Annotated in this window: 25 protein-coding genes and 1 riboswitch; of the genes, 14 read left to right on the forward strand and 11 right to left on the reverse strand. The window is 64.2% G+C overall.

Going from position 1 to position 26,241, the window contains the following annotated elements; genetic code table 11:
- Positions 1–31 precede the first annotated feature (31 nt).
- Positions 32–2,518, reverse strand: a complete 2,487-nt coding sequence (locus tag EO136_RS00705; RefSeq protein ID WP_127142548.1) for an acyl-CoA dehydrogenase — start codon at positions 2,516–2,518, stop codon at positions 32–34.
- 302 nt (positions 2,519–2,820) lie between these two features.
- Between EO136_RS00705 and EO136_RS00710 the strand changes: the two genes are divergently transcribed.
- From EO136_RS00710 to EO136_RS00725, 4 genes are all read left to right on the forward strand, one after another.
- The gene (locus EO136_RS00710; RefSeq protein WP_127142549.1) at positions 2,821–4,566 is read left to right on the forward strand and encodes an AMP-binding protein; all 1,746 of its coding nucleotides are present in this window, start codon (positions 2,821–2,823) and stop codon (positions 4,564–4,566) included.
- Positions 4,559–4,972: a MerR family transcriptional regulator gene (locus EO136_RS00715; RefSeq protein ID WP_127142550.1), complete on the forward strand. Its 414-nt coding sequence runs from the start codon at positions 4,559–4,561 to the stop codon at positions 4,970–4,972. The genes EO136_RS00710 and EO136_RS00715 overlap by 8 nt, the downstream gene beginning before the upstream one ends.
- A 73-nt stretch (positions 4,973–5,045) precedes the next feature.
- Positions 5,046–5,315 carry a hypothetical protein gene (locus tag EO136_RS00720; protein ID WP_127142551.1) on the forward strand — a complete coding sequence of 90 codons (270 nt, stop codon included), beginning with the start codon at positions 5,046–5,048 and terminating at the stop codon, positions 5,313–5,315.
- Positions 5,312–5,911: a hypothetical protein gene (locus EO136_RS00725; protein ID WP_127142552.1), complete on the forward strand. Its 600-nt coding sequence runs from the start codon at positions 5,312–5,314 to the stop codon at positions 5,909–5,911. The genes EO136_RS00720 and EO136_RS00725 overlap by 4 nt, the downstream gene beginning before the upstream one ends.
- A 39-nt stretch (positions 5,912–5,950) precedes the next feature.
- On the opposite strand, the gene EO136_RS00730 is transcribed toward EO136_RS00725, so the two are convergent.
- The gene (locus tag EO136_RS00730; RefSeq protein ID WP_127142553.1) at positions 5,951–8,143 is read right to left on the reverse strand and encodes a sensor histidine kinase; all 2,193 of its coding nucleotides are present in this window, start codon (positions 8,141–8,143) and stop codon (positions 5,951–5,953) included.
- Between the two features lie 171 nt (positions 8,144–8,314).
- Here EO136_RS00730 and EO136_RS00735 point away from each other — a divergent pair, with 171 nt between their 5' ends.
- Positions 8,315–8,764 carry a YbjN domain-containing protein gene (locus EO136_RS00735; RefSeq protein ID WP_164730375.1) on the forward strand — a complete coding sequence of 150 codons (450 nt, stop codon included), beginning with the start codon at positions 8,315–8,317 and terminating at the stop codon, positions 8,762–8,764.
- Positions 8,764–9,219 carry a hypothetical protein gene (locus EO136_RS00740; protein WP_127142555.1) on the forward strand — a complete coding sequence of 152 codons (456 nt, stop codon included), beginning with the start codon at positions 8,764–8,766 and terminating at the stop codon, positions 9,217–9,219. Before EO136_RS00735 ends, EO136_RS00740 begins: the two co-directional genes overlap by 1 nt.
- A 166-nt stretch (positions 9,220–9,385) precedes the next feature.
- Here the strand turns inward: EO136_RS00740 and EO136_RS00745 are convergent, their stop codons facing one another.
- The 8 genes from EO136_RS00745 to EO136_RS00780 form a co-directional block, all read right to left on the reverse strand.
- On the reverse strand, positions 9,386–10,057 hold the full coding sequence (locus tag EO136_RS00745) for a DUF6498-containing protein (RefSeq protein ID WP_127142556.1): 672 nt from the start codon (positions 10,055–10,057) through the stop codon (positions 9,386–9,388).
- Positions 10,058–10,143: 86 nt separating this feature from the next.
- Complete coding sequence (locus tag EO136_RS00750; RefSeq protein ID WP_127142557.1) at positions 10,144–11,139, reverse strand: ABC transporter substrate-binding protein; 996 nt, start codon at positions 11,137–11,139, stop codon at positions 10,144–10,146.
- A complete protein-coding gene (locus EO136_RS00755) occupies positions 11,136–11,906 on the reverse strand; it encodes an ABC transporter ATP-binding protein (protein ID WP_127142558.1) in 771 nt (256 codons plus the stop codon). The genes EO136_RS00750 and EO136_RS00755 overlap by 4 nt, the downstream gene beginning before the upstream one ends.
- Positions 11,903–12,706 (reverse strand): ABC transporter permease, encoded by an 804-nt coding sequence (locus tag EO136_RS00760; RefSeq protein WP_127142559.1) that lies wholly within the window; start codon positions 12,704–12,706, stop codon positions 11,903–11,905. The genes EO136_RS00755 and EO136_RS00760 overlap by 4 nt, the downstream gene beginning before the upstream one ends.
- A gap of 24 nt (positions 12,707–12,730) precedes the next feature.
- A complete protein-coding gene (locus EO136_RS00765) occupies positions 12,731–13,345 on the reverse strand; it encodes a YkoF family thiamine/hydroxymethylpyrimidine-binding protein (RefSeq protein ID WP_127142560.1) in 615 nt (204 codons plus the stop codon).
- Positions 13,337–13,450, reverse strand: a riboswitch (TPP riboswitch). Its footprint overlaps the gene before it by 9 nt.
- 70 nt (positions 13,451–13,520) lie before the next feature.
- Positions 13,521–14,816, reverse strand: coding sequence for a glycolate oxidase subunit GlcF (gene glcF / locus EO136_RS00770; protein WP_127142561.1), 1,296 nt, complete (start codon positions 14,814–14,816; stop codon positions 13,521–13,523).
- A gap of 1 nt (position 14,817) precedes the next feature.
- A complete protein-coding gene (locus EO136_RS00775) occupies positions 14,818–15,984 on the reverse strand; it encodes an FAD-binding protein (protein ID WP_127142562.1) in 1,167 nt (388 codons plus the stop codon).
- Positions 15,981–17,414, reverse strand: coding sequence for an FAD-linked oxidase C-terminal domain-containing protein (locus EO136_RS00780; protein WP_127142563.1), 1,434 nt, complete (start codon positions 17,412–17,414; stop codon positions 15,981–15,983). The genes EO136_RS00775 and EO136_RS00780 overlap by 4 nt, the downstream gene beginning before the upstream one ends.
- Before the next feature lie 302 nt (positions 17,415–17,716).
- Between EO136_RS00780 and EO136_RS00785 the strand changes: the two genes are divergently transcribed.
- From EO136_RS00785 to EO136_RS00795, 3 genes are all read left to right on the forward strand, one after another.
- The gene (locus EO136_RS00785) at positions 17,717–18,937 is read left to right on the forward strand and encodes an ABC transporter substrate-binding protein (RefSeq protein ID WP_127142564.1); all 1,221 of its coding nucleotides are present in this window, start codon (positions 17,717–17,719) and stop codon (positions 18,935–18,937) included.
- Positions 18,938–19,016: 79 nt separating this feature from the next.
- Complete coding sequence (locus tag EO136_RS00790) at positions 19,017–19,769, forward strand: ABC transporter ATP-binding protein (protein ID WP_127142565.1); 753 nt, start codon at positions 19,017–19,019, stop codon at positions 19,767–19,769.
- Complete coding sequence (locus tag EO136_RS00795) at positions 19,762–20,490, forward strand: ABC transporter ATP-binding protein (protein WP_127142566.1); 729 nt, start codon at positions 19,762–19,764, stop codon at positions 20,488–20,490. Before EO136_RS00790 ends, EO136_RS00795 begins: the two co-directional genes overlap by 8 nt.
- A gap of 15 nt (positions 20,491–20,505) precedes the next feature.
- On the opposite strand, the gene EO136_RS00800 is transcribed toward EO136_RS00795, so the two are convergent.
- Positions 20,506–21,354, reverse strand: a complete 849-nt coding sequence (locus EO136_RS00800) for a helix-turn-helix transcriptional regulator (protein WP_127142567.1) — start codon at positions 21,352–21,354, stop codon at positions 20,506–20,508.
- 216 nt (positions 21,355–21,570) lie between these two features.
- Here EO136_RS00800 and EO136_RS00805 point away from each other — a divergent pair, with 216 nt between their 5' ends.
- Genes EO136_RS00805 through EO136_RS00825 form a run of 5 tightly spaced genes read left to right on the forward strand, consistent with a single transcriptional unit; the run spans position 21,571 to position 25,928 of the window.
- The gene (locus tag EO136_RS00805) at positions 21,571–22,413 is read left to right on the forward strand and encodes a branched-chain amino acid ABC transporter permease (RefSeq protein ID WP_127142583.1); all 843 of its coding nucleotides are present in this window, start codon (positions 21,571–21,573) and stop codon (positions 22,411–22,413) included.
- Between the two features lies 1 nt (position 22,414).
- Entirely contained in the window at positions 22,415–23,422 is a 1,008-nt protein-coding gene (locus tag EO136_RS00810; protein ID WP_127142568.1) for a branched-chain amino acid ABC transporter permease, read from the forward strand.
- Entirely contained in the window at positions 23,409–24,242 is an 834-nt protein-coding gene (locus EO136_RS00815) for a phosphoenolpyruvate hydrolase family protein (RefSeq protein ID WP_127142569.1), read from the forward strand. Before EO136_RS00810 ends, EO136_RS00815 begins: the two co-directional genes overlap by 14 nt.
- A 31-nt stretch (positions 24,243–24,273) precedes the next feature.
- Positions 24,274–24,723: an SRPBCC family protein gene (locus EO136_RS18765; protein ID WP_127142570.1), complete on the forward strand. Its 450-nt coding sequence runs from the start codon at positions 24,274–24,276 to the stop codon at positions 24,721–24,723.
- Positions 24,720–25,928, forward strand: coding sequence for a Tm-1-like ATP-binding domain-containing protein (locus EO136_RS00825; protein ID WP_246018224.1), 1,209 nt, complete (start codon positions 24,720–24,722; stop codon positions 25,926–25,928). The genes EO136_RS18765 and EO136_RS00825 overlap by 4 nt, the downstream gene beginning before the upstream one ends.
- Positions 25,929–26,241: the final 313 nt, after the last annotated feature.

Genomic DNA, 26,241 nt, shown 5'->3' on the forward strand with positions numbered 1-26,241 from the left:
AGCTCCTGATCTGGAAGAACGTTAAGGTTCACTATTGCGCGGCGACGGTTGCCGGCTGGGTCTCGTCATGCTCGGCATGCCGCGCCAGCGCGTCCGCGGGGAAGTCGTCCACGGCGATGACACGGTCCGTGGCCGCGTCGGCCACCCGCATCAACTCGGCCTGATCCGCCGTCAGCACGCCTTTTTCCACCGCATCATCGATCGCGTCGCGATCCAGCCGACGCACGATTTCGCCCTTCTTGATGGCGCGGAAGAATATCGTCTCCACCTCAGCGGCAGCCTCCACTTTCGAAAGCGCATCCTCGAGCATCCCCATGCGATCGGCCGGATCGTGGCTGAGATAGATGCCACGGGTCAACCGGTCACGAAATGCAGAATGCCCCAGCACCGATTTCGCGAGACGGAAATTGTCGCGGTCGCGCGCCGGACGAGCATGGCGCCCGAGCGGGAAAATCAGGACGTTGAGTGCAAAACGCATGAAGGGGTTGGGGAAATTGTCCACCACTTCGCCCAGCCCTTTCTCGATCGCGGCGATCCGATCGCGGGCGATCGCATCGATCACCGGCACGTCTTGGGGCATGCGCCCGTCGTCCTCGAAGCGCTTGAGCGCACACGAGAGGAGATAGAGATCGGAAAAGACGTCGGCCATACGCCCCGAGAGCATCTGCTTGCGCTTGAGCTGCCCGCCAAGCAAGGCGACCGTCCAGTCGCCAGCCAAGGCAAAGCTCTGGGAATAGCGGTGAAGCTGACGGTACCAGCGCTGCATCTCATGGCGGACCGGGGAAGAGGCAAAGCGGCCGAAGGTGAGGTTGTGCAAAAGGCTCGCCACAATGTTGCGGACCATGAAACCGATATGGCCCGAGAACGCGGCATCGAAGGCGACGAGGCCCTTGTGCCTGTCGGGCTCCTGTGCGGCGCTGACTTCCTTGAGGAGATAAGGGTGCGCCCGCAGCGCCCCCTGGGCGAAGGTGATCAGCGTGCGCGTCAAGATATTGGCGCCCTCCACCGTGATCGCAACGGGGACGGCCTGATAGCCGGCAAAGAGATAATTGCTGGGCCCGTCCTGGATAGCCCGCCCGCCATGGATATCCATGGCGTCGTTAACCCGGTCGCGCATCTCCTCGGTGGTGCGGTATTTCAGAGCCGCCGAGATGACGGCGGGCTTTTCCCCGTCGTCGACCAGCGCTGCGGTCATCGCGCGCGATGCTTCGAACTGATAGGCGGATTTCACAAGGCGCGCCATGGCCTCACCAACGCCCTCCATGATGCCGATCGAGATGCCGAACTGGCGCCGGATGCGCGCGTAGGCGGAGGAGGCCCGCAGCGCCGACTTGATCGACACCGTCCCGATGGCCGGCAGCGATATGGCCCGCCCGGTCGCAAGACATTCCATCAGCATGCGCCAGCCCTGCCCGGCATAGTCAGGGCCACCGATCAGGAAGTCGAGCGGCACGAACACGTCCGTGCCCGATGTCGGGCCGTTCATGAACGCAGCGCGAGCGGGCATGTGCCTGCGCCCGATTTCGACACCCGGGTAGTCGGCGGGGATCAGCGCAAGGGTGATGCCAACGTCTTCCCCTTTGCCCAGATGATTGTCCGGATCGTGAAGGTTGAAGGCCAGCCCGATCAGCGTGGCGACCGGGGCAAGCGTGATATAGCGCTTGTCCCAACTCAGCCGCACGCCGAGCACCTGCTTGCCGTCATGCTCGCCATAGCAGACGACGCCGACGTCGCGCATGCCTGCAGCGTCCGATCCCGCATGCGCGCCGGTGAGCCCGAAACAGGGGATTTCTTGGCCCTTGGCCAGGCGATGAAGATATTTGCCCTGTTGTTCGGGCGTCCCATATTTCTCGAGCAGCTCACCCGGCCCGAGGGAATTGGGGACCATCACGGTAATGCCCGCCGCAACCGAGCGCGACGCGATCTTGGAAACGACCTGGCTTTGCGCCTGGGCCGAAAAGCCCAGCCCGCCATGCTCTTTGCCGATCAGCATGCCGAGGAACCCCTTATCCTTGAGGTAGTCCCAGACTTCCGGGGGCATGTCCATGCGGTTGTGGCGCGTATCCCAGTCATCGATCATGGCGCACAACTCTTCGCATGGTCCGTCCAGAAACGCCTGCTCCTCGGCACTCAGAACCGGCTTGCCGATCTTGAGCAACCGGCTCCAGTCCGGCCGCCCCGAAAACAGCTCCGCATCCCAGCCCACCGTGCCTGCGTCGAGCGCTTCCTGCTCGGTGCGAGAAATGCGCGGCAGGATCGACTTGACCATCCGGTATGCCGGTCCGGTCAGCGCCATCCGGCGCACCGCCGGGATCGAGAGCAATGCGAGGACCAACGCCGGCAACAGAGCAACGATCCAGACGAAAGCGTTGCCCGAAAAGGCCAGCCCATCTTCCGAGCGCACGAGGGCCAGAAGTCCCACGACAAGCGCAGCGACCGCCCATTGCCAGAGCGGCGCCTGACGCATGGCCAAGACGCAAAACACAACCAGCGTCAGAAAAATGAGTGCCAGAACCATGAACCGATCTCCTCGCGATGCCTAGCAGCCGCCCTGCCGCCAGCCTGTGTACCCCACAAGGAAACACGTGCGGACGCTTACGTCAACGATATGCCGAATACGTTAGCCAGTCCGCAGGCATCATGAAACCCACCCCCTCATTACGGCGTTACATGCGATCGACAACGTCAGGGCTGACGTTTTGTTGCATGAGGAAGGCCGGCCCATCCACCGCAACGCGAATGGAAATTGATTGACCGTTACGTCAGCCGACGACACTATCGGCCTGCAAATGACAAGCGGCGCCACCGCGGGAGGAAACAATGACGGAGTCCACCGAGACTGAAGGCCCCGGCTCGTCCGACCCGGCCGGCCATGACATCCACCGCCCCTGGCTCACGGCCTACCCCCCGCACATCGACTGGAACGGCCCCACCGATACCACTCCCGTGACCACGCGGGTCCTGAAGTCCTGCGACCGGCACGCCGACGCGATCGCGCTTGATTTCTTCGGCGCCACCACGACTTATGGCGCCTTGGGCGCGCGCATACGCATGCTCGCCGCTGCCTTCCAGTCCGAGCTCGGCATCGAGAAGGGCACCCGTGTTGCGTTTCTGATGCCCAACACACCCGATTTCGTCGCCTGCTACTACGCGGTCCTCATGTGCGGCGGGATCGTGGTCAACTGCAATCCCCTCTATTCACTGCCCGAGCTCGAGCACATCGTCTCAAATTCCGGCGCGGATACGGTCATTACCGTCGATCTGAAAGTGGTCTACGACAAGGCCGATGCCCTCGCCCGCAAGGGGCAGTTCTCTCAGCTAGTGGTGTGCCCGTTCGCCAGGGCCCTGCCCTTCCCGAAGAATTTCCTCTTCGGGCTGGTCAAGCGCGGAGATGTTGCCAAGGTCGAGGAAGGGAGCGCGCGCCTCGTCCGCCTCGACAAGCTCGAAAAGGCGGGCCGCGATTTCCGGCCCGTGGAGATCGACGCCAAGGCCGATATCGCGGTCCAGCAATATACCGGAGGCACGACGGGCCAACCCAAGGGCGCCATGCTGAGCCATGCCAACATCGCGGCCAATGTGGATCAGATCTGCAAATATTGGGACCAGGTGTTCCAGCCCAGTTCCAGCCTAGTGGCGGTCCTGCCCTTCTTTCACATCTTCGCCATGACCGTCTGCATGAACGCGCCGCTGGCGACCGGGGTGCGCATCAACATGCTGCCGCGCTATGAAGAAAAGGATTTCTTCGCCCTGGTCAAACGCGTCAAGCCCGATGTCCTCGTGGCGGTTCCGACCCTTTGCCTTGCGCTCGCCAAATCCGAGCATGCAGCGGGCGGGGCACTGGCCTCGATCAAGGTGACCGTCTCTGGCGGCGCCGCCCTTCCAGAGGCGGTCCGCAAGGCCTATGGGAAGATCAACTCGGGCGCCCTCAAGGAGGGCTACGGGCTGACCGAAGCCTCGCCCGTGGCGATCTGCACTCATATAGACAAACCCGACAAGCAGGGCTCGATCGGCCAGCCGATCCCGGGCACTGACATCGTGCTCGTGGACGTCGATGATCCGGCGCGCAAGGTCGGCCCGGGCGAAAAGGGCGAGATCACCATTCGCGGCCCGCAGGTCATGGTGGGCTATTACGACAATGACGAAGCCAATCGCACCGCCTTTACGCCGGAAGGCTATCTGCGCACCGGAGACGTCGCCCAGATGGACGAGGAGGGTTACATCTTCATTGTCGACCGGACCAAGGACCTCATCATCTGCTCGGGCTTTAACGTCTACCCCCGCGCTATAGAGGACGCGATCTACAACCATGAGGCCGTTGAGGAAACCTCGGTGATCGGGGTGACCGATGAGTACCGCGGCGAGGCGCCTATCGCCTACGTCAAGCTCAAGTCCGGAACCTCCCTCGACGAGAAGACGCTGCTGGCGTTCCTCAAGGATCGGCTCTCCAAGCTCGAAATGCCGCGCGAGATCATCTTCCGCGACGAACTGCCCAAGACCATGATCGGCAAACTCTCGAAAAAGGACCTGCGGGAGGACTATGACCAACGATCCGGATCCAATGACTGAGACCGCCGAACGTCAGGGTGCCGACAGGCACGATCTGTTCTCGATCGCCGATCTTGCACGGGAATTCCAGATCTCCACCCGAACGATCAGATTCTATGAATCGAAAGGCCTCCTGCAGCCCGACCGTGTCGGCGCCACGCGGGTCTTCCGTCGGCGCGACCGGGCCCGGCTGATCCTGATCCTGCGCGGCAAACGGCTCGGCTTTTCCCTGCGCGATATCTCGGAATATCTCTCGCTCTACGACGCCGACCGCAGCAGGACCGCGCAGGTGCAACTGCTGCTCGACAAGGTCGACCAGCGCCTCGACCAACTCGAAAGCCAGAAACAGGATCTCGAAACCACCATCTCCGAGCTCGGAGAAATCCGCGCGCTCGCGGCTCAGCGCCTGCACGCCGAAGCCCCTTGAACGGGGGATACCGGCGGCGCCTGCCGGATCCTAGTCTGCACGCTCGATGTTCCGAGCACAGGCGAGCTGAACCATGAGCGCATCCGCGATCACCTTACTGGCCATTCAGGGGGCGATCTTCCTCTTCTGGATCGTGATCGCTTTCCGTTTCCTGTTCGCGCTCTGGGCCGATGCGCTCGTGACGGCTAGAACCGGCAGCATCTTTCCCGAGCCGAAGGCGATCCTCGCGGCCTTCAGGGATGGCGCGGTCGCCCCGCGCTACAATCGCCTCCGGAACGTTTTCCTTGTGGTGACAGCCGTGCTGCTCGTCCTCGCAGCGCTTTCCCCGCTGGTGCTGTCATGAAAAGACGCAAGCTCCGGCGCAGGCTGACCATGCTCATGGGCATCGCAATCCTCGTGGCCACCGGCGCTCCGGCCGTCACCCGCGACCCTCAAACCTGCCCGCCCGAGCGTGCGATCTACCGGTTCGAGTCCGAGGACGGGCGCTTCGAGTTCAAGATGGTGCCGGCGCGCAATTATGCCTCCATGGCGTCCGATCTCTATCTCCATCTCACCACGCCCCAGCGCGGATACTGGTTCACGTTCTCGGTGTCCAACGGTTATGGCGGCACGAGCCTGATCCCGGTGAGCGACCCGACGGCCCCTTCGGCGCGCCCGGACGGCCCGCGCGAGCTGCTGGCCGAGGAGAGTGCGTTCGATCTCCTTGCCCCATCCCTTCGGTTTTACGCGCTGGATGCCAGCCTTAGCTTCCTTGTTGACCCTCCGGTGTCGGGTGGGCAGGCCCCCGACTACATCATGGCCCCTGAGCTTGGATTGGCGCTGTGGTATGACGCGGCGGCCCTCAGCGGGGATCCCGATGCGAGCCGGGACCCTATGGAGCGCGGCATGTTCAGGCTCGCCGAATGCCTCGTGGCACCGCCCGACCCTGCCTATCCTTGAGCCTGGCCAGCCCGGTTCCCCGGGGGTGACATGGGCCGATCACTGGTCGGATGCGGGCATCTCGACGGGGAATCGAGCCTCGATGCGGGTGCCATCGGTGCCCGTTGCCGAGAATTCTCCCCCCATGTCCGCGACACGCGCGGCGATGTTGTGAAGCCCATGGCCGGGTTCGCCTGCCTTGGGAATTTGGCCATTACCATCATCGGCAATGACCAGCGCGATCCGGCCCGCGTCTTCCTCGATGCCAATGGTGATGCTACGGGCCTCGGCATGCCGGATCGTGTTGCTGGCGGCCTCGCGGACGATCGAGCGCAGCGTGTGAGCCGTCTTGGCGCTCACCGCCCGGGTGGAGCGGCAGCTGGCTTCCCAGTGGAGCACGAGGCCCGCCGCCTCGGCGCGCTCGGACGTCTCATACCGCAGCTCGGCGAGAATTTCCTCGAGCCCGATCCCCGCGCCCTGCGCATTGCTGATGATGTCGCGCAGATCGGTCAGCGTCTGGCCGACGATCACGTCCTTGCGCCCCGAATCCGATAGCTGCAGCGTGCGCTGGAGCTGGGCACCGATATTGTCGTGCAGATCGCGTGCGATCCGCGACCGCTCCTCGCGCACGCCCTGTTCATGGGCCGTACGGCTTTCGATCGCGTGAATCATCAGCTCCACCAGATCCTGCGCCCGATCGACATCGCGCAGCGAGAACAGCCGCCGTCCGCCGCCCGCATAGTTGAGAGATAGTGCCGGCAGGCCCGGCGGGCCGGGCACGATCAGCGCCGTTCCGTCCTCCACAAGCCGCGCGTGTTCCAACCCGTGCCCCACGCGTTCGACCGAGAGCGGCCTGAACGTTTCCTCGAGCAACGCCGCCCACTTCCCAATCTGCACCTCGCCGCGACGGGCCAGCGCGATGTCCACGATATCCCGAAACCGACGCTGGTTGAGCCCGGGACCGCCCGCAAGACGCAGCCCCAGCGCATTGCGCAGCGGCAGATAGGCCATTGCCACGGCGAGAAGCGACAACCCCAGGGCCGGAATGCGTTCGATTGCGACCACGTAAACGAGCACGGCATCAAGGCCCAGAAGCAGCATCGCCCCCAGAAGATACGAACCAAGCCGAAACGACCACAGCCCGAGGTCGAACAGCCGGTATCGCGCGATCCCCAGCGCAAGGCCGACATAGATCAGGAAGATGATCCCGAAGGATTGGCCTTGGGACATCTGCGGCTCGAAGCCCAGGACCGTGGGCAGCGCGATGGCAACGACAAAAACTCCGGTGCCCACCACGATCGAGAGCCCGAACCAGCCAAGCGCCGCGCGGCCGACCGGATCGCGCCGCGACAGGAAGGTCTGGAAACCCGCCAGGCCGACGATGAGGACGAAGTGGACGACCACAAGCCCGTAGACGCCCATAGAAGGGATGGGCAGCAATTGCAGCAGATGGGTGAGCCACACCGCAAAGGTCCCTGCCCAGACGAGCACACATACCCAGCCGGGGACCAGGCGCTGAGGGTAAACGAGAAACAGGCAAACGAGCGCTGCGCCAAAACCGCTCGTTCCGGCATGATTGACGGCCGATAGCACCCTGAACACGTCGCCCTGGAGTGCCAGTTCACGGGTGCTGTACACCGAGGCCGCCAGCGCCGAGGCCATAAGGCCCAACCCGGTCAGGAACAGATAGAGTGCGCTCTGCTCGCGCATGCGCAACGCCCAAACCACCCCGCCGATCAGCAGCCCGCCGGTGCCCACGAGCACCTGGAGCCAGTACTCGAACGGCAGCGAGAACGGATCCCGCGCCGGGCGGGGCGAGAGGTCGACCTCCTGGCGCCCGAAATCGGCGTCCACGATCGTAACCACGACCTGCGGGCTGGCAACAATGGCGCTGAGTGCCGTCTGCCGCTCGCGAAAGTCGTTCACCTGTCCATAATAAGGGAGGGTGTCGGGCTCTTCAATGACATCCACAGCCTCAAGGGCCATCGCGTCGCCATCCGGCGTCGCAACCGAACCCACCTGCGCGCCAGGCCTGAGCAGCGGGTGCCCGCCAGGGTCGGCGACCTCGGTGATGATCACCGTGCCGTCTTGTGCCGGAGCAAGCGAGAGCCCCATCCATGGCTGATTGAGTGCGAGAGACAAGCTTGCGGCAAAGCCCGCAAGGGCGATGGCAAGCACCGCCAGCAGAACCACTGCTGGCGAAACGCGAACCAGGAACCGCCGGTCCGCTGCCGGCCTGACGTCGGTGGTCATCGCGTCCCCTCGCTACCCTCTGAACGGGGGATGCCACAGAATTTGGCAGATGTATACGGTTCTCCAAGCATTTCAGCCATTTCCCAGCAACGGAGACGTCCCGTGAACACATCCAGCTCCAGCCACAACGTGCAACCGAGCGCCCTCGGTGGGCGCTGCAGGAAGGCGTCGTTGGTCGCCATCCTCGCAGCGGCCGCGCTCGCCGCCACCCCCGTTTGGGCCCAGGAGCTGATCGACGGCAATTCGGTTGCCGAGATCGAGGAGCTGCTCAAGGAGCGCGGGGAGGTCACGGCTGTCGAGGAGCCCGGAATGGACGCGCAGTTCCATGTCACGGTCGACAACCTCAATTACCTCGTGTCCTTCATGACGTGCAGCGAGGCCGAAGGCTGTGAGGACGTTTATCTTTACGCCCGCTACGAAATTCCCTCCGATCTCGAGACCATCAACGCCTGGAACTCGGAAGCCCGGTTCACCCGCGCCTATATCGATGCCGAAGAGAACTCCATTCTCGAACTCGATATCAATCTCATCCACGGGGTCACGCCCGACAATTTCATGAACACCATGGATGCCTGGGAGCTCAGCATGGAGCTCTTCGGCGAACATCTCGGAGCGTGGTGATGCGCGGACACAGCCCAAAGGCCATTGCAGCGATCGCAGCAGCGACGGTGCTCGCCACCGCGCTCGCGGGGCCAGCCCAGGCCCAGTTCCCGCGCGAAGGCGTTGCCGGGATCGAAAACGGGGTCAGCACCACCTTTGCCGGTAAGTGGTGGATCGGCTTTCCCGAGGGCGAAGGGATCATCGTCGGCGCCCCCGTCGTGAGCTGCGAGGATCCCGTAGCGCTGGCCGCCCCCAGCGCTGGGGTGCTGGTTTACCATTCGCCCACCGGCGCGCAGGTCAGTTTCGAGGTCTTCGAGTTCTCGGGCCGGACCACCTGGATGCCCGAGAGCGGGGAAAGTATACTCGCGGTCTGGACCGGGCCCGACGAGTTCTTCTCCTATCGCGTGGACGCCATGTCCGGCAGCGCGCTGTGGGATGACCCACGCGTCTACCGGCGCTGCCCGGACGCCGGCTAAGCCCGGCGCCCACTCCGATCATGAATAGGCAGAGCTCGTCGTCCGAAGCCATCGGAGGCGGGCTGTGACCTATGCCGAGACCCGCTTGGAACGATGACTCCAGAGCGTTCCTGAACAGGATTAACGACTTGGAGCTCCTGTTCTGATCCAATCGGACCAGGATACGCTAGGGTTTGGGCGGCGCGCTCTGCTTGATGGTGCTGGCGAGGTATCGCGAGATTTCCGGCCAGAACAGCTCCATCCCAAAGCGGGCGAAGGTCAGGAGCACGAGCACCGCGATGCCGCCGATCGCGAACGCCAGCCAGCCGCCCAGAATGATCACGAACTGCATGGCGATGATCCGCACGTAGAGCCCGATGACGATCGGGCTGGTGGGCTCGTTCTGGACCCGTTCGGAGACGAACCCGATGCCGCGCAGGACGACCAGAAAGAGGATCGGCAGCCCGAAGGCGGACAGCGAAAGATCGACATCGGGCAAAGGATTGAAAGCCGACATGCCGGCTTCGCTCAAAAGGGTGTTGATGAAGATCATGTGGACGGCAAGAAACATCCCCGCGTGGAACACGAGGAACATCGCGATGCTCGGCCCCGCAAGCGTGGTCGACGGGCCCGCGGGCTGATCCTCGGGGCGCGCCACGGCCACCGAGAGGATGGCGAAAAGAGCCACGACCGCCGTTTCGATCCAGTAAAAGACCACCAACTCGTAGGCGCTCCATCCCGCAAGGAGCACCCCGAGTAACGGAAGGGCGTTGTCCGCCGCCACCCGCGCCAGAACCCCGGGGTCCCGGTGCGCAATGATATCCTGCAGGCGGGCCAGTCCATTGCCCCAATCGGTCATGTCTCAGCTCCAAAAGCTATGGCTCAAAGAGCAATGGCGCGCCCGGGCGCCTTTTGCCACCCTCTGTTCAGGGGATCGACACTCGATCAGTCGACCAGAAACCGATTGGTGTAGTAGCTGGAAAAATCGGGCACCGGATCGAGCGGCTGACCCGAGGGGTCGAGGACAAGCCCCGCTTCGTGCATGAACCGGCCCATCTCCTCCATCATGGTCTCGTCCATGCTGCCCACCACGCCCTCGGGCGTCGCGAAATAATGCTCGCCGGCCATTAGTTCCATCGAGGCATGGACCAGCTCTGTGTTCGAGAGCACCATGGGATTGGCGGCAATGAGGATGTTGGCGGCCTCATCAGGGTTCTCTACGGCAAACCGATAGGCTTGTTGCGTGGCCCCAAGGAAGGCGCGTGCGGTCTCGTCGTTGCCCTCCAGCCACGCCTCGCTCGCCGCAAGCAGGGTCGTGTGCTCCTCGGGCACGCCGTAATCGGCATAGTCGAACCCGCGCTGTGCGGGCCCCTCGATCTCGGCCTGAACGCCTTCCCAGGTGTAAACCTCCAGCGTGAAGTCGATCGCCCCGTTGGCTAGCGCCTCATAGGCGGAAGTGCCGAGGGTCACAGTCTCGAACTCTCCCTCGCCGCCACCATTGCGGATGATATTGGTCAGCAGCGCATCCTCCCAGCCGGTGCCGAACCCGCCATAGACGAGACCGTCGAGATCGGCGGGGGTTTCGATATCGTCGCGGTCCGCCAAAAACACCAGCCTGCCCGTCTCCCGCTGGGTGATGGCAAAGACCCCGATAATGTCAGAGCCCCGCGCCCGCTGGCCATAGACCCCGAGCGTGCCCGAAACGCCGAAATCGGCCACCCCGCTCGCAATCAACGCTCCGGCCGAGGTGTCCGAATAGGGCAGGATCTCGACGTCCAGCCCGGCATCCTCATAGTAGCCGAGCGACTGGGCGACATAGAGGCCCACATGGTTTGTGTTGGGCGTCCAGTCGAGTGCCACGGTCACCTCCGTCTGGGCCAACGCCATTGAGGGAGCGAAAAGCAGGCCGGCAAAACCGGTGGAAGCAAACAGGTGTCTCATGAAACTATGTCCTTTGCGTCGGGATTGGTGTTGAGCAACAGGTCGAGAATCTGGGCTTCTATGGCACTGGCAGCGGCGGCGAGGCCTGCGCTGCCGATCCGGGGCCGATCCAGCGCAACGTCGAACTCGCCGATGACCCGGCCCGGACGCGCCGAGAGCACATAGATCCGGTCCGAGAGCAGCACCGCCTCGCGCACATCATGGGTGATCAGGAGGCTCGACCATCGGTTCTGTGTCCAAAGCCCCTCGAGAAACCCCTGCATCTGCATCCGGGTGAGCGCATCGAGCGCGCCGAAAGGCTCGTCGAGCAACAGGATCGGCCGATCCTGCACGATCGTCCTGAGCAGGGCGGCGCGCTGGCGCATGCCGCCCGACAACTGGTCGGGATAGCTGCGCTCGAACCCCTCGAGCCCGAACCGCCCAAGCATCGGGACGACCTTTCGGCGCGCCGTTCTGCGGCTCATCCCCGCGAGTTCGAGCCCCAGCGTGATGTTGTCGATGATCCGGCGCCACGCCATCAGCGCGTCGCGCTGGGGCATATAGGCAAAGGCCGAACGCCGATCGCCGCCACCGGCAAGCGCGATCGTGCCCGATGCCGGGCGATGCTCGCCCAGCAGCAGTTTAAAGAGCGTGGACTTGCCCGAGCCCGAAGGCCCCAGGATCGAGACGAACTCGCCGCGCGCGAGGTGCATGGTGATCTCCTCGATCACCGCAAGATCGCCGAACCCCATGGCCAGACGGTCCAGTTCCAGCAGCACCCCGCTCATGACGTCGGCTCCTTGTGGATATGCCGCCAGGGCATTGCCAGGCGCTCGATCGCCGCGACCAGCGCAAAAAGGCAAAGGGTCAGCACCGCGCTGACCATCACCGCCGAGAGCACGAGGTCGGGCCTGAAGCTGTTCTTGGCATTCAGGATGTAAATGCCCAGCCCGCGCGCCGCGCCTGAATATTCCGCAAAGATCGCGGCGACCACCGCATAGGTGATCGAGATGCGCAGGCCGGCAAAGAAATAGGGCAGTGCCGAAGGAAGCCGGGCGAGCAGGAAGACCCGCAGCCGCCCCGCGCCCATGGAACGCAGCAGCGCCTCGATTTCCCGCTCGGTGGACCCATAGCCCTGCACCAAAGCCACGAGCATGGGAAAGAATGTGACGAGCGCCACGAGGCCGATCTTGGGTCCCAGCCCGAAGCCGAACCAGAGGACGATCAAAGGCGCGATCGCGACCAGCGGCAGGGTCTGGAACACGATGAACACCGGGAAAAGCACTCGCCGCATCATCGGCACGAAATCGATGATCATCGAAAAAGCGAGCGCACAGCAGAGCGAAAGCGCGAACCCCGCGCCGGTCGCCTGAAGCGTCGGGACCGCATTGGCCCAGAGCGCCGCGCGCTGGGCGAACGCCTGCGCCGCGACCGTGGTGGGTGCGGGCAAGACCGTCTGGGAAAGCCCGGAGAACCGGACATAGGCCTCCCAGGCGAGAACGAGCGCGCCGATGGTAAGCAGTGCAGGCAGGCCAAGGGCGAGGGCACGCCCAAGGCGTGACGGCCCAAATGCCGAAGAGCTGAACATGGCTGTGTGATCCGTATCCGGAGATTAGCCCTTGGGGCTGGGGCTGTTGGCCGAAACCGTCAGGTCGAGCGTCAGGTGCCCGCCGTCGGGCGGACCGATCCGCATGAAGGTTTCGCCCAGCGCCGCATAGACCGGCCCGGCATCGCCTGCGAACTTGGTGACGAAGTTCTTCATCTTGACCCGCAGGCCGCTCTGCTCCAGCAGCTCGATACAGCCGGCGACTTCAGCCATATGGGTGTCCGAGCCGAGCACATAAAGCGCCAACTGGCCGGTTACATCCTGGCTGGTCCGGCCCGCGTCGGCAATCCGTTCGAGCGCACCCTCGATCCGCTCGGCAAGCGGGCCCACCGCGCCGATCACCCGGTCCGTATCGCAGATCGACTGGTCCTCGCCACCCGGGCACCCGCGCGACACGGTCGCTGAAAGCACGCAATGGACGCCAGATCGCGCTACCGCCACATGCACGTCCCGCAGCGCGGGAAAGAGCAGTTCAGGTGGACCCACGAGCAGCGTTGAAACGTCATCGGTCTCGATCCTCAGCCGCTCGCGATAGGGATCGAGCGCACCGAGCGCGCCGGTGATGATACCGACGAAATCGTCGGCCATCGGATAGATGGAAAATTGGACGCCTGAATACATGGTCCCTCTCGCTCCGCTGGCATTATCCAGATCAGCTTTAGGGTCCGCTGGCTTTCGCGCCTGCATCTCAGCCCCGACATCTACGGAGCACCCCTGTGGTGGGCCATTGCCTATCAGATTTGATCGCGCCTGCAAACCCGGTTCGGGTCATGAGTCCCGAAATCGCGCCGCCTGGTCACGGGGCGATGCGCTCGAGGCCGTTGGGGACCGGACCGCCCATGGCCCAGTCGATCAGCGCGATGGTGTGAACGATGGGGATATCGGTACCCGAGCCGATCTGGGTCATGCACCCGATATTGCCGGTCGCGATCACATCGGGTTTCGTCCGCTCGATATTGGCAACTTTCCGGTCGCGCAGCCTGCTCGCAAAGCCGGGCTGGAGAATGTTGTAGGTCCCTGCCGACCCGCAGCAGATATGGCCCTCGGGCACGTCGCGCACCGCATATCCCGCACGCTGCAGGAGGCGCTTGGGCTCGTCCCTGATCTGCTGGCCGTGCTGCATCGAACAGGCCGAGTGATAGGCGACCACGAGAGTGTCGCCGCGCCCCTCGGGCAGATCGAGCCCGTCGAGATACTCGGTGATGTCCCGCGCCAGCGCTGACACCCGCGCCGCCTTCTCCCGATAGGCGGGATCCTCGCGCAGCATGAAGCCGTAGTCCTTGATCGTCGTGCCGCAGCCCGATGCCGTGATGATGATCGCCTCGAGCCCATCCTCGATCAGCGGCCACCAGGCATCGATATTGCGCCGCGCGAAGACGAGCGCCTTGTCCTCCTGGCCCATGTGGTGGACCAGCGCCCCACAGCACCCCTCGTCCGGCACTGGCACCACGCCCACCCCCAGCCGCGCGAGCACCCTGCGGGTTGCCGCGTTGATCTCGGGGTCCAGCACCTTCTGGGCGCATCCGCCCAGGATCGCGACACGCCGCGTGCAGGAGCCCTGCTGTGCGGGCTCTGCACCAACCCTCGGCAGTCCGCCCACGGGCACCAGCGAAACCATGGCTTTGAGCCGATCGCCGCCCGGTACCCTGCCGAGCAGCGGCGCCAGCGGCCGCCCCAGCCGCCCCAGCGTCAGCGCAGCGCGGAAGCGACTCGGATAGGGCAGGATCGCAGCCAGCACGCGGCGCAGGAGCCGGTCGTGCCAGGGCCGCCTGTAGGTCTTTTCGATATGGGACCGCGCATGGTCCACCAGATGCATGTAATTGACCCCCGAGGGACAGGTAGTCATGCACGAGAGACACGAGAGGCACCGGTCGATATGGGTCACCACCTCCTTGCTCGCCGGCTTGTCGTTCTCGAGCATGTCCTTGATCAGATAGATCCGCCCGCGAGGGGAATCGCGCTCGTCGCCCTCGAGCAGATAGGTCGGGCAGGTCGCGGTGCAGAACCCGCAATGGACGCAGGAGCGCAGTATCTTTTCCGATTCCCGGGTCTGGCTGTCGGCGAGTTGGGCAGCTGAAAACTGGGTCTGCATGTCAGAGATATCCTGCCAGAACGCCGGGATTGAAGAGCGCTTGAGGGTCGAAGGCCGCCTTGACCCTCTTGCCGAGTTCGGCCACCGCGCGGCCCGGGCCGATCAGCGGCCAGTCCGTGTCCGCCGCGCAGCGCACCACCATCGGGTGGCCCCCGCGCTCGGCGATCCCGGCCATCGCCGCCTCGACTGATGCATCCGCGCCGAGCCCCAGCCAGATCAGCCCTCCGCCCCAATCCGCCATAACCCTCGCCTCGAGACGCTGCGCCAGCTCAAGGATGGACGGAGCCTTGGAAGGTGCTACATGAACGCGCAGGACGGCCGCGCAGTTCGGCGCCGCGAAATCGCGCGCATTGCCGACCCGGCGCCAGTTCTTTGCGCCCTCTTCGTCCCCGACCGGCGCGAAGGCACCATGGTGGGCAAGCAACTCCGAAAGGCGTTCGGAGCGATAGGCACAGCTTTCCGAAAAGCCCTCGATCCGCACCAGCGTCATGGACGGCTCGGCATCTGCAGCCTCGATATAGGCCGCAGCGCTGACTTCGAAGGGCGTGGCCAGAGCATCCGCGAGCGCGGTGAGCGCCCCTTCGGGCGCGAGGCCTCTGGCAGCCAGCGTCACTGCGGACTGGGGCCGCGGCAGCACCTTGAACGTAACCTCGGTCAACACCCCGAGCGTCCCACAGGCCCCGGCATTGAGCTTGACCAGATCGAGCCCCGTCACGTTCTTGGTCACCCGCCCGCCGCTCTTGATGATCTCGCCCCGCCCGTTGACCATCCGGATGCCGATCAGGTGATCGCGGGCCGAGCCCGCCGCCACGCGCCGGGGTCCCGAGATGTTGGCAGCGGCCAAGGCCCCGATCGTCGGCGTGCCCTCGGTTCCCAACAGCCCCCTATGATCCATCGGCTCGAAGGGGAGCATCTGGCCCTTATCGGCAAGGGCGGCCTCCACCTCGGCCAGCGGGGTGCCGGCCCGCGCCGCGATTACCATTTCGGCCGGCTCGTAGAGCGTGATGCCCGACAGCCCGGTGGTGGTGAGCTCCGAGCCTTCTGCCCTCCCCCCGATGGCCCCGCGCGTCGCCCCGCCGCGGATCGCAAAACGCTCGCCCGTCCCTGCCGCGCGGGAAACCAGCTCGGCGAGTTCGTCTTCGCTCGCCGGCACATAGAGGGTGCTCATATCAGCCGCCCTTCGAGCGGGAACACCTTGGCCGGGTTGAGCCGCCAGTCCGGATCGAACGCAGCCCGCACCCTCAATTGCTGGTCGAGATCGGCCTTGGTGAACTGAAAGCCCATCAGATCGCGCTTTTCGATCCCCACCCCGTGTTCCCCGGTCAGGCACCCGCCGACCTCCACGCACAGTTTCAGAATATCATTGCCCGCCGCCTCAGCGCGCGCCTGATCCTCGGGATCGTTGGCATCAAACAGGATCAGGGGATGGAGATTGCCGTCTCCGGCATGAAAGACATTGGCAACGCGCAAACCGTAGCCGGCGACGATTTCGCCGAGCCGCTTGAGCACGAATGGCAATTGCCCGGTGGGGATCGTCCCGTCCATGCAGATATAGTCGGCCACCCGGCCCGTGGCGCCGAACGCCGATTTCCGGCCCTTCCAGATTTGTGCCGTCTCGAGTGCGGATCGGGACTGCTTGATCACCCGCACTCCGTGCGCCTCGGCGATGGCGATGATCCGGGCAAGGCTCGCATCGACCTCTGCGTCCGAGCCCTCGACCTCGATGATCAGCATCGCTTCCACATCGAGCGGATAGCCCGCCTTGGCAAAGGCCTCGCAGATCTCGATCGCGGGCCGGTCCATGAACTCCATGGCCACCGGCACGATACCCGCGGCGATGATCGCGGCGACGCACGCCCCCGCCTCCTCGCTGGAATCGAATCCGAAAAGCACGGGCCGCGCGCCCTCGGCGGTGGGGATGATGCGCAGTGTGGCTTCCGTGACGATCCCGAGCTGGCCTTCCGAACCGATCAGCAGGCCGAGGAGATTGAGCCCGGGGACGTCCATCGCGTCACCGCCGAGATCGATGATCGTCCCGTCATTGAGGACGACCTTGACCCCAAGGACGTTGTTGGATGTCACCCCGTATTTCAGGCAGTGCGCACCGCCCGAATTCATCCCGATATTGCCGCCGATCGTGCAGGCAAGCTGGGAGGAGGGGTCCGGGGCGTAAAAGAAGCCCTCGGGCGCCACCGCCGCGGACACCGCGACATTGGTGATCCCCGTTTCAACAGTGATGGTGCGGCTTTTGCGATCGAAATCGAGCACCCGATTGAGCTTGGAGACCCCGATCACCACCGCATCCTCCTGGGGGATGGCGCCGCCGGCCAGAGATGTGCCCGCCCCGCGCGGCACCACGTTCACCCCTGCCGCGTGGCAGCAGGCCATGACCGCGCTCACTTCCTCGGTGGAGCGCGGGAGCACCACTGCGAGCGGCATGCGCCGGTAGGCGGTCAGCGCGTCAGTCTCAAAGGCCCGCATCTGGTCGGTCGCAACGATCAGGCACTCCTCCGGCACCACCCCCGCCAGCGCGGCGATGATCTCTTCGCGCCGGTCGGTGATGGTCATGTCGGGAATGGGAAACTGGATATGGGTCATGGCCGTCCTTCTCTCTCTCCGACACTGAGCCCCATGCAGCGGCGCGCTCAACCGCTGCAATCAACATTTCCGCATCATGGAAGCCCATGGCACACAGTGAACGCCCCACCCCGACGCCCGGGCTACCCCTCGACCGCCCCAGATAGCGGCGCTCCGGCGTGCGCCAAGCGCCTTGCAAGAACGCCCCATGTGCATTTCAGATATCAAATCGCGCATAGCAGGCATCTGAAAGGGGCATGATAGCAGCTATAGAGTGGAGAACGATAATAAAAAAATTCAGTTCTGGTTCTAAGGAGGAGACCATGACCAGTTTTCTGGGGCGTCTTTTGACGTCCAGCGCGCTCATTGCCGCCGGCACGAGCGTAGCCCACGCGCAGATGTCCGAAGACATGGTGCGCATCGGCGTTCTCACAGACATGAGCGGCATCTATTCGGACCTCGCCGGTGACGGCGCGGTGGAGGCCGTGCGCATGGCCGTGGAAGATTTCGGCGGCGAAGTGAACGGCGCGCCCATCGACGTGGTCGTCTATGACCACCTCAACCAGGCCGACGTGGCCGCGGCCAAGGCACGCGAATGGTTCGATGTCGAGGGGGTCGACATGATCACGGACCTCTCCAATTCGGGCGCGGCCCTGGCCGTGGCGGGCGTTGCCAGGGAGATGGAACGCCACATCATCGTCAACGGATCGTCCAATATCGGCATCACCAACGACGTGTGTTCGCCCTACGCGGTGCACTGGGCCTATGACGCCTATTCGCTCGCCAACGGCACCGGCCGCGCCGTGGTGGAAGCGGGCGGGCTGGAATGGTTCTTCCTCACCGTCGACTTCGCCTTCGGCATCGGGCTCGAAGAACAGGTGACCGGCGTGGTCGAGGACGCAGGCGGAGAGGTTCTGGGGTCGGCCCGGCACCCGCTGGGCACCACCGATTTCTCGTCCTACATGCTTCAGGCCCAGTCTTCGGGTGCCGAGATCGTGGGCATCGCCTCGACGGGCGGGGATGCGATCAACGCCATCAACGCGGCCGCCGAATTCGGGATCACCCAGGACCAGACGCTCGCAGCGCTCCTGCTCTGGCTCAACGACATTCACTCGATCGGTCTCGAAGCCGCCGGCGGGCTGCAGCTCACCAATGGCTGGTACTGGGACATGAACGAGGAGTCGCGCGAATTCGCCAACCGCTACTTCGAGCGCGTAGGGATGATGCCCAACATGAGCCAGGCGGGCAATTACTCGGCCACCATGCACTACCTCAAGGCCATCGAGACGGCGGGAACCGACGACCCCGATGCGGTTTCCCAAGCCATGCGGTCGACGCCGATTTCCGACTTCTTCACCGACGACGGCTACATCCGCGAGGACGGCCGGATGATGCACGACATGTATCTGTGGAAGGTGAAGACCCCTGAGCAGTCCGAATATGATTGGGACTATCTCGAAGCGGTCTCGACCATCCCCGCCGAGGAGGCCTTCCAGCCGCTCGACCAGAGCACCTGCTATCTCGTTACGGGTGAAGAGGGCTGACGCCCCGCTCCTGACCGGAACCGAACTGCCGGGCACCTTATCGGGCCCGGCAGTGCCTTAACGCAGAACGGGTGTTCCCATGAGCGAGCATGTTCTCGAAGTCTCCGGGCTGACCAAGGACTTCCGCGGTTTCGTGGCCGTGGACGATGTCTCGCTTTCGGTCCGCACCGGTGCGATCCACGCCTTGATCGGCCCGAATGGCGCCGGCAAGACCACCTGCTTTAATTTGCTCACCAAATTCCTCACCCCCACGGCGGGCACGATCCGCTATCGCGGCGAGGACATCACCCGCAAGGGTCCCGATGCTATCGCCCGCAAGGGACTGGTGCGCTCGTTCCAGATCTCGGCGGTGTTCAATTCCCTCTCGGTGCGCGACAACGTCATGCGCGCCATCCAGCGCCACAGGGGCGAGTCCTTCGACTTCTGGCGCTCGCGCAAGGTGCTCGGGGCTGGGCGCGAGAAAGCCGAGGGCTTGATCGAAGCCGTCGGCATCACCCGGCTCGCCAACACCCCGGCCGGCGAATTGTCCTATGGCCATCGCCGTGCGCTCGAGATCGCCACGACCCTTGCCCTCGAACCTGACTTCATCCTTCTGGACGAGCCCACCGCGGGCATGGGCATCGAAGACGTCGAGCGCATAACCCGGTTGATCGAGACCGCCGCCAAGGGCCGGACGGTGCTGATGGTCGAGCACAATCTCGATATCGTCTCCCAGATCAGCACCCATGTGACCGTTCTGGCCCGGGGACGCATCCTTGCCGAGGGCGACTACGCGACCATCGCCGCCAATTCCGAAGTGATCGACGCCTATCTTGGAGGCGGCCATGGCTGAGCCTGCATACCAATCCCATGACCAGAGCCATCTTGCCATCCGAGGGCTGAAGGCCTGGTACGGACCCAGCCAGGCGCTCTATGGCATCGACATCGACATCCGCCCGGGCGAACTTGTGACGCTTCTGGGCCGCAACGGCGCGGGCAAATCCACCACCCTGCGCTCGATCATGGGCATGGTCTCGCGCCGCACCGGCTCGGTCATGCTCGCCGGACAAGAGACGATTGGCCTCGCGTCCCATGTGATTGCCCGCAAGGGCATCGCGCTGTGCCCGGAGGATCGCGGCATCTACGCATCCCTCTCCGCTGAGGAAAACCTCATGCTGCCCCCGGTCGTTGACAAGGACGGGCTCAGCGTCGAAGAGGTGCTCGAGATTTTTCCCGGCCTGCGCGGACGGCTCAAGAGCCCAGGCACCAAACTTTCGGGCGGTGAGCAGCAGATGCTGGCCATCGCGCGCATCCTGCGCACCGGTGCGAAACTGCTCCTGCTCGACGAGCCCACCGAAGGACTTGCCCCGGTCATCGTCCAGCAGATCGGGGCAGCGATCGCCCGCCTCAAGGACAAGGGCCTGACCCTCCTTATGGTCGAGCAGAACGTCCGCTTCGCCTCGACCGTCGCCGACCGCCACTACATCATCGATCGCGGCCGGGTCGCCGACGCCATCACCAACGAGACGCTCGTCTCAGATTTCGGCCGCGTAACCCGCCTGCTCGGCGTCTGAGCCGCAACACCCGGTTCAGAGCTTGCCCCTGCGGTGGGTCTGGAACCGGGACGGACGGAAGCCCGTCATCCGCTTGAAGGTGTTGGAGAACGCGAACGGGTTCTGGTAGCCGACTTCGAAGGCCACGTCCTCGACCCGCATTTCCGTTGTCGCCAGCAGGTCTGCCGCATGCTGGATGCGCAGATAGGTCAATTGCTGCATCGGGCTGCGCCCCAGCCGGCTCTGGCACAGCCGCCGCAGATGCTCCCCGCTCATTCCGGCCAGATCCGCCAGCATCTCCAGCGTCCAGCCATGCCCGAGATCGGAGCTGACCCGCGTCCAGAGCGTGCCCAGCCGCTCCTCGCCCTGCAGAGGTTCGACGAACAGCGAGACATAGTGCTCGATCAGGTTGATCCAGAGCGTCGCCGAGCGGATATCGCCGGCGGTCTTCATCTCGTGATGCAGCCCCAGGATCGCATGGGAGAGCGGGCGCGCATCGAAACTGGCCACCAGCGGGGTAAGCCCTCCCGAGGCCGAACGCGGGGACGTCGGCATGTAGCGCACCCAGCAATACTGCCAGCGCTTGCCCAGTACCGCGTGGAAGGCATGGAGCACATGGGCAGGTGCGAGCGTCACCATGCCCTGCCGGTGGGCCCGCCAGCGCCCGTCGAGCAGCATGCGCCCCTCGCCCCCCAGACACGCATGCAGGTAAGCGCCCGAAAGATTGGTCCGCACCACCCGATAGGGTACCGCAGCGTCACCCACACCCACATGCGAAATCTGCCTTTGGGCGAGGGCCGGGCACTCCTCCGCACGCACGATCTGCTGGAAGGTATCGTCCCCGACGATGTGCGTTTCAGATAGTTTCTCGTGCATGATGGCCATAGTCAGGCCAATAGCGCGCCCTGTAAAGTGGGGATCGATAATGCGCCTGGAGGAAACCCCGCTCGCTTGTGCACGCGGGAACGCGGAGGAATCCACATGACAGCCGTGCGCGAAAAGGCACATCCCGATCCGGCCGGATGCCCCGCCAGCCGCGTGGGAGCGCGCTAGCTCGTGGACATTTTCGGTATTCCCCACCAGGCCTTTCTGGGCCAGATCATGCTCGGCGTGGTCAACGGCGCCTTTTATGCCGTGCTCAGCCTCGGGCTCGCGATCATCTTCGGCATCGTCAAGATCGTGAACTTCGCCCATGGCGCCTTCTTCATGGCCGGGGCATTCATCGCCTTTCTTCTGGGCCGGCATCTGGGCATCGGCTACTGGCCGTCGCTCATCATCGTGCCGTTGGTCGTGGCAGGCATCGGCATGGTGGTCGAACGGCTGCTTCTGCGTCGCATCTATGGGCTCGATCCCATCTACGGGCTGCTTTTGACCTTCGGGATGGTGCTCGTGATCGAGGGCGGATTCCGCATCGCGTTCGGCTCCTCGGGCTATCCCTATGCCGCACCCGACCAGTTGCGCGGCGCCACGAATCTTGGCTTTATGGTCATGCCAAACTACCGGCTCGTCGTGATCGTCTCGGCGCTTTTCGTCTGCGCGGTGACATGGTTTGTCATCGAACGCACATCGATAGGCGCCAAGCTGCGCGCGGCCACCGAAAAAGCCGAACTGACTCAGGCGTTCGGGGTCAATGTCCCTCTGCTGCTCACCCTGACCTACGGCGCGGGCGTCGGGCTCGCCGCCTTCGCGGGCGTGCTCGCCGCCCCTATCCAGCACGTCAATCCGTCCATGGGGTCCGAACTGGTCATCATCGTCTTTGCCATCGTGGTGATCGGCGGGCTGGGCTCGATATCGGGAGCCGTGTTCACAGGGCTGATGCTCGGCGTCGTCGAGGGCCTGACCAAGGTGTTCTACGCCGAGGGCTCAACGACCATCGTCTTTCTGGTCATGGCGCTGGTCCTTCTGGTCCGGCCTGCGGGCCTCTTTGGACGCGAGGAGAGCTGAGATGACCATCCCACCCATCCCGCGCGCCGTCCTCATCGCCCTTGGCGCGCTCGCCCTCGCCCTGCTCGTCGCGGTGCCTTTCTTTCCGACCGTCATCTACCCGGTCTTTGTCATGCGCATCATGTGCATGGCGCTCTTTGCCTGCGCCTTCAACATCCTCCTGGGTCAGACCGGCATCCTCTCGTTCGGCCACGCGGCCTTTTTCGGCGGTGCCGCCTACATCACCGGCTATGGGCTCTTGCACCTGGGCTGGGCGCCCGAATTCTCCATACTGCTCGGCGTCGCCTTTGCCACCGCGCTCGGCGCGCTCTTTGGGGCGCTGGCCACGCGGCGCTCTGGAATCTACCTCGCCATGATCACCCTGGCGCTGGCCCAGCTCGTCTATTTCGTTTTCCTGCGCCTCCCCTTCACTCACGCCGAGGACGGGATGCAGGGCGTGCCGCGCGGCACGCTGTTCGGGCTGCTTGACCTGCGCTCCGATCTCAACCTCTATTTCGTCGTGATGGCCATCGTGGCCCTTGGGCTGGCGGCGGTCTACCGGATCGTGAACTCGCCCTTCGGCGAGGTCTTGCGCGCCATCCGCGATCATGAACCGCGTGCCCTCTCGCTGGGCTATCCCGTCGCCCGCTACAAGATCCTTGCCTTCGCCCTTTCGGCGGGGCTTTCCGGGCTCGCCGGATCGCTTAAGGTCATCATCTACCAGGTCGCCGCCTTGCGCGACGTGCACTGGTCCATGTCCGGCGACGTCATCCTGATGACTCTGTTGGGCGGGATGAACTCGGTCTTTGGTCCGGTCATCGGTGCTGGAATCGTCTCCGCGCTCTATTATTATTTCTCCGCCTTTGGCGGCTGGGTCACCGTCATGGTGGGCACCGTCTTCATCGTTTGCGTTCTGGTCTTCCGCCGCGGGGTGGCCGGCCAGATCCGTCACATGCTCGCAGCGGCCCCCAACCGGCCAGCAGCGTCCCCCTCTTCCAGCATCAAGGACAATCAGAATGCCTCGCATTGAACGCGCAAAGATCGTGGAGCGGCTCCAGGAGATGGTGCGCAACCGCACGCCCATCGTGGGCGGAGGCGCAGGCACGGGAATTTCGGCCAAGAGCGAGGAAGCGGGCGGGATCGACCTGATCATCGTCTACAATTCCGGCCGCTACCGCATGGCGGGCCGGGCCTCTTCGGCCGGCCTGCTTGCCTATGGCAATGCAAACGAGATCGTCAAGGAAATGGCGCTCGAGGTGCTGCCCGTGGTCAAGCACACCCCGGTGATCGCCGGGGTGAACGGCACCGACCCGTTCGTGATCATGCCGGTGCTGCTCCGGGAGCTGAAGGATCTGGGCTTTTCGGGCGTCCAGAATTTCCCCACTGTGGGCATCATCGACGGCACCTTCCGGGTAAGCCTCGAGGAAACCGGCATCAATTATGCCTCGGAGATCGACATGATCGGTCAGGCCCACGCGCTCGACATGCTCACCACCCCTTACGTCTTTGACGCCGATCAGGCCATCGAGATGACCAAAGCGGGCGCGGATATGATCGTCCCGCATATGGGCGTTACCACTGGGGGAACCATCGGGGCAACCACAGCAAAGTCGCTCGCGGACTCGGTCCGGCTGATCGACGAATGGGCTGAGGCGGCCCGAAAGGTCCGCAAGGACGTGATCGTCATCGCCCATGGCGGCCCGATCGCTACTCCCGAAGACGTCGCCTATGTTCTTGAGCATTCCGAACACTGCAACGGATTTTACGGCGCCTCGAGCGTCGAGCGCCTGCCGGTCGAGACGGCCATCAAGCACAACATCGAGGCCTTCAAAAACCTGAGGATGAAATAGGCCCGGAACGGGCCAAGGGAAGGAGATCATCATGGCAAGGGTTTACGTCAGCGCGATCATTGATGCGCCGATCGAGGCGGCATGGGCGGTGTTGAGGGATTTCAACGCCCTGCCCCGTTATCACCGCTTCTTTGCAACCAGCGAGATCGAGGACGGGCTGCCCTCGGACCGCATCGGGTGCGTGCGCAATTTCCATAGCCATGACGGCGGGCATATCCGAGAAAAGCTCCTGACTCTCTCGGATCGCGAATACCGGTGCTGCTACGAGATTCTCGAGGCGACGCTGCCGGTGGAGAACTATGTGGCGGAAATGACCCTCAGGCCCGTGACGGAGGGCAACCGGACCTTCGGGGAATGGTGGGCCGAATACGAAGTGAGCGACGAGAACGCCACAGAAGTCCACCGCACGGTGACCGACACCTTCCGGTTCGCTTTCGAGGGCGCAGGGGACGTGGTGCACGGCCGCGCGGTCCAGCGGTGACCACCGCAAAAGTCTACGTTGTCGGCACCTTCGACACCAAGGCCGAGGAACTCCACTACGTCGCCCACCTCATTGCCGCGCAGGGAATCCCGGTCACAACCGTCGATGTGGGCACGAGCGGGCCGGTGTTCGATGTGGACGTCACCGCCCGCGAAGTGGCCGGGCACCATCATAGCGGCGCAGGCGCTGTCACCGTCGCAGGCGACCGCGGGAGGGCAGTCATTGCCATGTCCGAGGCGCTGGTCGCGTTCATGGCCTCGCGCACTGATGTCGCCGGCATCATCGGGCTGGGCGGGTCCGGCGGCACCTCGCTGATCGCGCCGGCGATGCGGGGCCTGCCGCTGGGAGTACCCAAGCTCATGGTCTCGACCGTCGCCTCGGGCGATACGTCAGGATATGTTGGCGTCTCGGATCTCGCCATGATGTTTCCGGTCACCGACATCGCCGGGCTCAACACGGTCTCGCGCCGCATCCTCGCCAATGCTGCCCACGCCATCGCCGGCATGGCCAGCGCGCGCCCTGCAGAGACCGGCCAAGACACCCGCCCCGCCCTCGCGCTTTCGATGTTCGGGGTCACCACCCCTTCGATCCGTAACCTGCGCGATCGGCTCGAGGACGACTATGATTGCATCGTCTTTCACGCCAACGGCGCCGGCGGCCGGGCCCTCGAAGCCATCACCCGGAGCGGCATGGTCCGGGCTGTGCTCGACATCACAACCACCGAAACCGCCGATCATATGATGGGCGGGATATGCTCGGCCGGTCCCGAGCGTCTCGACATGCTCGCGCACACAACGATCCCCTGGATCGGCTCATGCGGGGCGTTGGACATGGTCAATTTCGGCCCCCGCGCGAGCGTGCCCGCGCGCTATGAGGGGCGGCTGTTCCACGTCCACAATGCCAACATCACCCTGATGCGCACCACATGCGCGGAGAACGTCGCCATGGCCCGCTGGCTGGCCGGCAAGCTCAACGCCGCCCGCGGGCCGGTCGACCTCATTCTGCCCCTGGGCGGTGTCTCCGCGCTCGACGCTCCCGGCGAACCATTCTCGGACCCCGCTGCCAACACGGCGCTGTTCGAAACGCTTGAGGCCGAGTTCGTCCAGACCGACAGCCGCCGTCTCCACACGCTGCACGCCCACATCAACGATCCCGCCTTCGCCGACTTCTGCGCGGATCTCGTCCGGACCCGGCTCGGCGGCTAGAGCATATCCTGTTCTGATTGATCCGGAACAGGAGCCCCAAGTCTTTGTCTTGGCGCATGTCCGACCAGGAAAAGTGTTTTCACTTTTCCTGGAAAGACCCAGGCAGGCAGTCTGCTTCATTATTACCCATCACAGGAAGGCCGGACACCGCTTCCGGCCTTCCTCGCGTTCTGCTCACGGGTATCTGGCCACTGCCTCCCCCGTTGCTGATTGGGTCAGAACGGGGCTCCCAGTCCTCGACCTCGTCGCGCTAGAGCATGTCATTTGGCGATTGAATCAGATTTTGGATTCCGTTCAGGGAGTAAATCTGATT

It is taken from the genome of Pelagibacterium montanilacus, from assembly GCF_003992665.1.
In the GTDB taxonomy this organism is placed as follows: Bacteria; Pseudomonadota; Alphaproteobacteria; order Rhizobiales; family Devosiaceae; genus Pelagibacterium; species Pelagibacterium montanilacus.

What these genes read in the sequence shown, in the direction of transcription:
- EO136_RS00745 (WP_127142556.1), bottom strand. Translation starts at nt 10,057, where the DNA reads ATGACCGATTGGGGCAATGGACTGGCCCGCCTGCAGGATATCATTGCG.
- EO136_RS00710 (WP_127142549.1), top strand. Translation starts at nt 2,821, where the DNA reads ATGACGGAGTCCACCGAGACTGAAGGCCCCGGCTCGTCCGACCCGGCC.
- EO136_RS00750 (WP_127142557.1), bottom strand. Translation starts at nt 11,139, where the DNA reads ATGAGACACCTGTTTGCTTCCACCGGTTTTGCCGGCCTGCTTTTCGCT.
- EO136_RS00730 (WP_127142553.1), bottom strand. Translation starts at nt 8,143, where the DNA reads ATGACCACCGACGTCAGGCCGGCAGCGGACCGGCGGTTCCTGGTTCGC.
- EO136_RS00705 (WP_127142548.1), bottom strand. Translation starts at nt 2,518, where the DNA reads ATGGTTCTGGCACTCATTTTTCTGACGCTGGTTGTGTTTTGCGTCTTG.
- EO136_RS00780 (WP_127142563.1), bottom strand. Translation starts at nt 17,414, where the DNA reads ATGACCCATATCCAGTTTCCCATTCCCGACATGACCATCACCGACCGG.
- EO136_RS00760 (WP_127142559.1), bottom strand. Translation starts at nt 12,706, where the DNA reads ATGTTCAGCTCTTCGGCATTTGGGCCGTCACGCCTTGGGCGTGCCCTC.
- EO136_RS00720 (WP_127142551.1), top strand. Translation starts at nt 5,046, where the DNA reads ATGAGCGCATCCGCGATCACCTTACTGGCCATTCAGGGGGCGATCTTC.
- EO136_RS00795 (WP_127142566.1), top strand. Translation starts at nt 19,762, where the DNA reads ATGGCTGAGCCTGCATACCAATCCCATGACCAGAGCCATCTTGCCATC.
- EO136_RS18765 (WP_127142570.1), top strand. Translation starts at nt 24,274, where the DNA reads ATGGCAAGGGTTTACGTCAGCGCGATCATTGATGCGCCGATCGAGGCG.
- EO136_RS00785 (WP_127142564.1), top strand. Translation starts at nt 17,717, where the DNA reads ATGACCAGTTTTCTGGGGCGTCTTTTGACGTCCAGCGCGCTCATTGCC.
- EO136_RS00725 (WP_127142552.1), top strand. Translation starts at nt 5,312, where the DNA reads ATGAAAAGACGCAAGCTCCGGCGCAGGCTGACCATGCTCATGGGCATC.
- EO136_RS00755 (WP_127142558.1), bottom strand. Translation starts at nt 11,906, where the DNA reads ATGAGCGGGGTGCTGCTGGAACTGGACCGTCTGGCCATGGGGTTCGGC.
- glcF (WP_127142561.1), bottom strand. Translation starts at nt 14,816, where the DNA reads ATGCAGACCCAGTTTTCAGCTGCCCAACTCGCCGACAGCCAGACCCGG.
- EO136_RS00765 (WP_127142560.1), bottom strand. Translation starts at nt 13,345, where the DNA reads ATGTATTCAGGCGTCCAATTTTCCATCTATCCGATGGCCGACGATTTC.
- EO136_RS00800 (WP_127142567.1), bottom strand. Translation starts at nt 21,354, where the DNA reads ATGGCCATCATGCACGAGAAACTATCTGAAACGCACATCGTCGGGGAC.
- EO136_RS00740 (WP_127142555.1), top strand. Translation starts at nt 8,764, where the DNA reads ATGCGCGGACACAGCCCAAAGGCCATTGCAGCGATCGCAGCAGCGACG.
- EO136_RS00815 (WP_127142569.1), top strand. Translation starts at nt 23,409, where the DNA reads ATGCCTCGCATTGAACGCGCAAAGATCGTGGAGCGGCTCCAGGAGATG.
- EO136_RS00715 (WP_127142550.1), top strand. Translation starts at nt 4,559, where the DNA reads ATGACTGAGACCGCCGAACGTCAGGGTGCCGACAGGCACGATCTGTTC.
- EO136_RS00775 (WP_127142562.1), bottom strand. Translation starts at nt 15,984, where the DNA reads ATGAGCACCCTCTATGTGCCGGCGAGCGAAGACGAACTCGCCGAGCTG.
- EO136_RS00790 (WP_127142565.1), top strand. Translation starts at nt 19,017, where the DNA reads ATGAGCGAGCATGTTCTCGAAGTCTCCGGGCTGACCAAGGACTTCCGC.
- EO136_RS00805 (WP_127142583.1), top strand. Translation starts at nt 21,571, where the DNA reads ATGCTCGGCGTGGTCAACGGCGCCTTTTATGCCGTGCTCAGCCTCGGG.
- EO136_RS00810 (WP_127142568.1), top strand. Translation starts at nt 22,415, where the DNA reads ATGACCATCCCACCCATCCCGCGCGCCGTCCTCATCGCCCTTGGCGCG.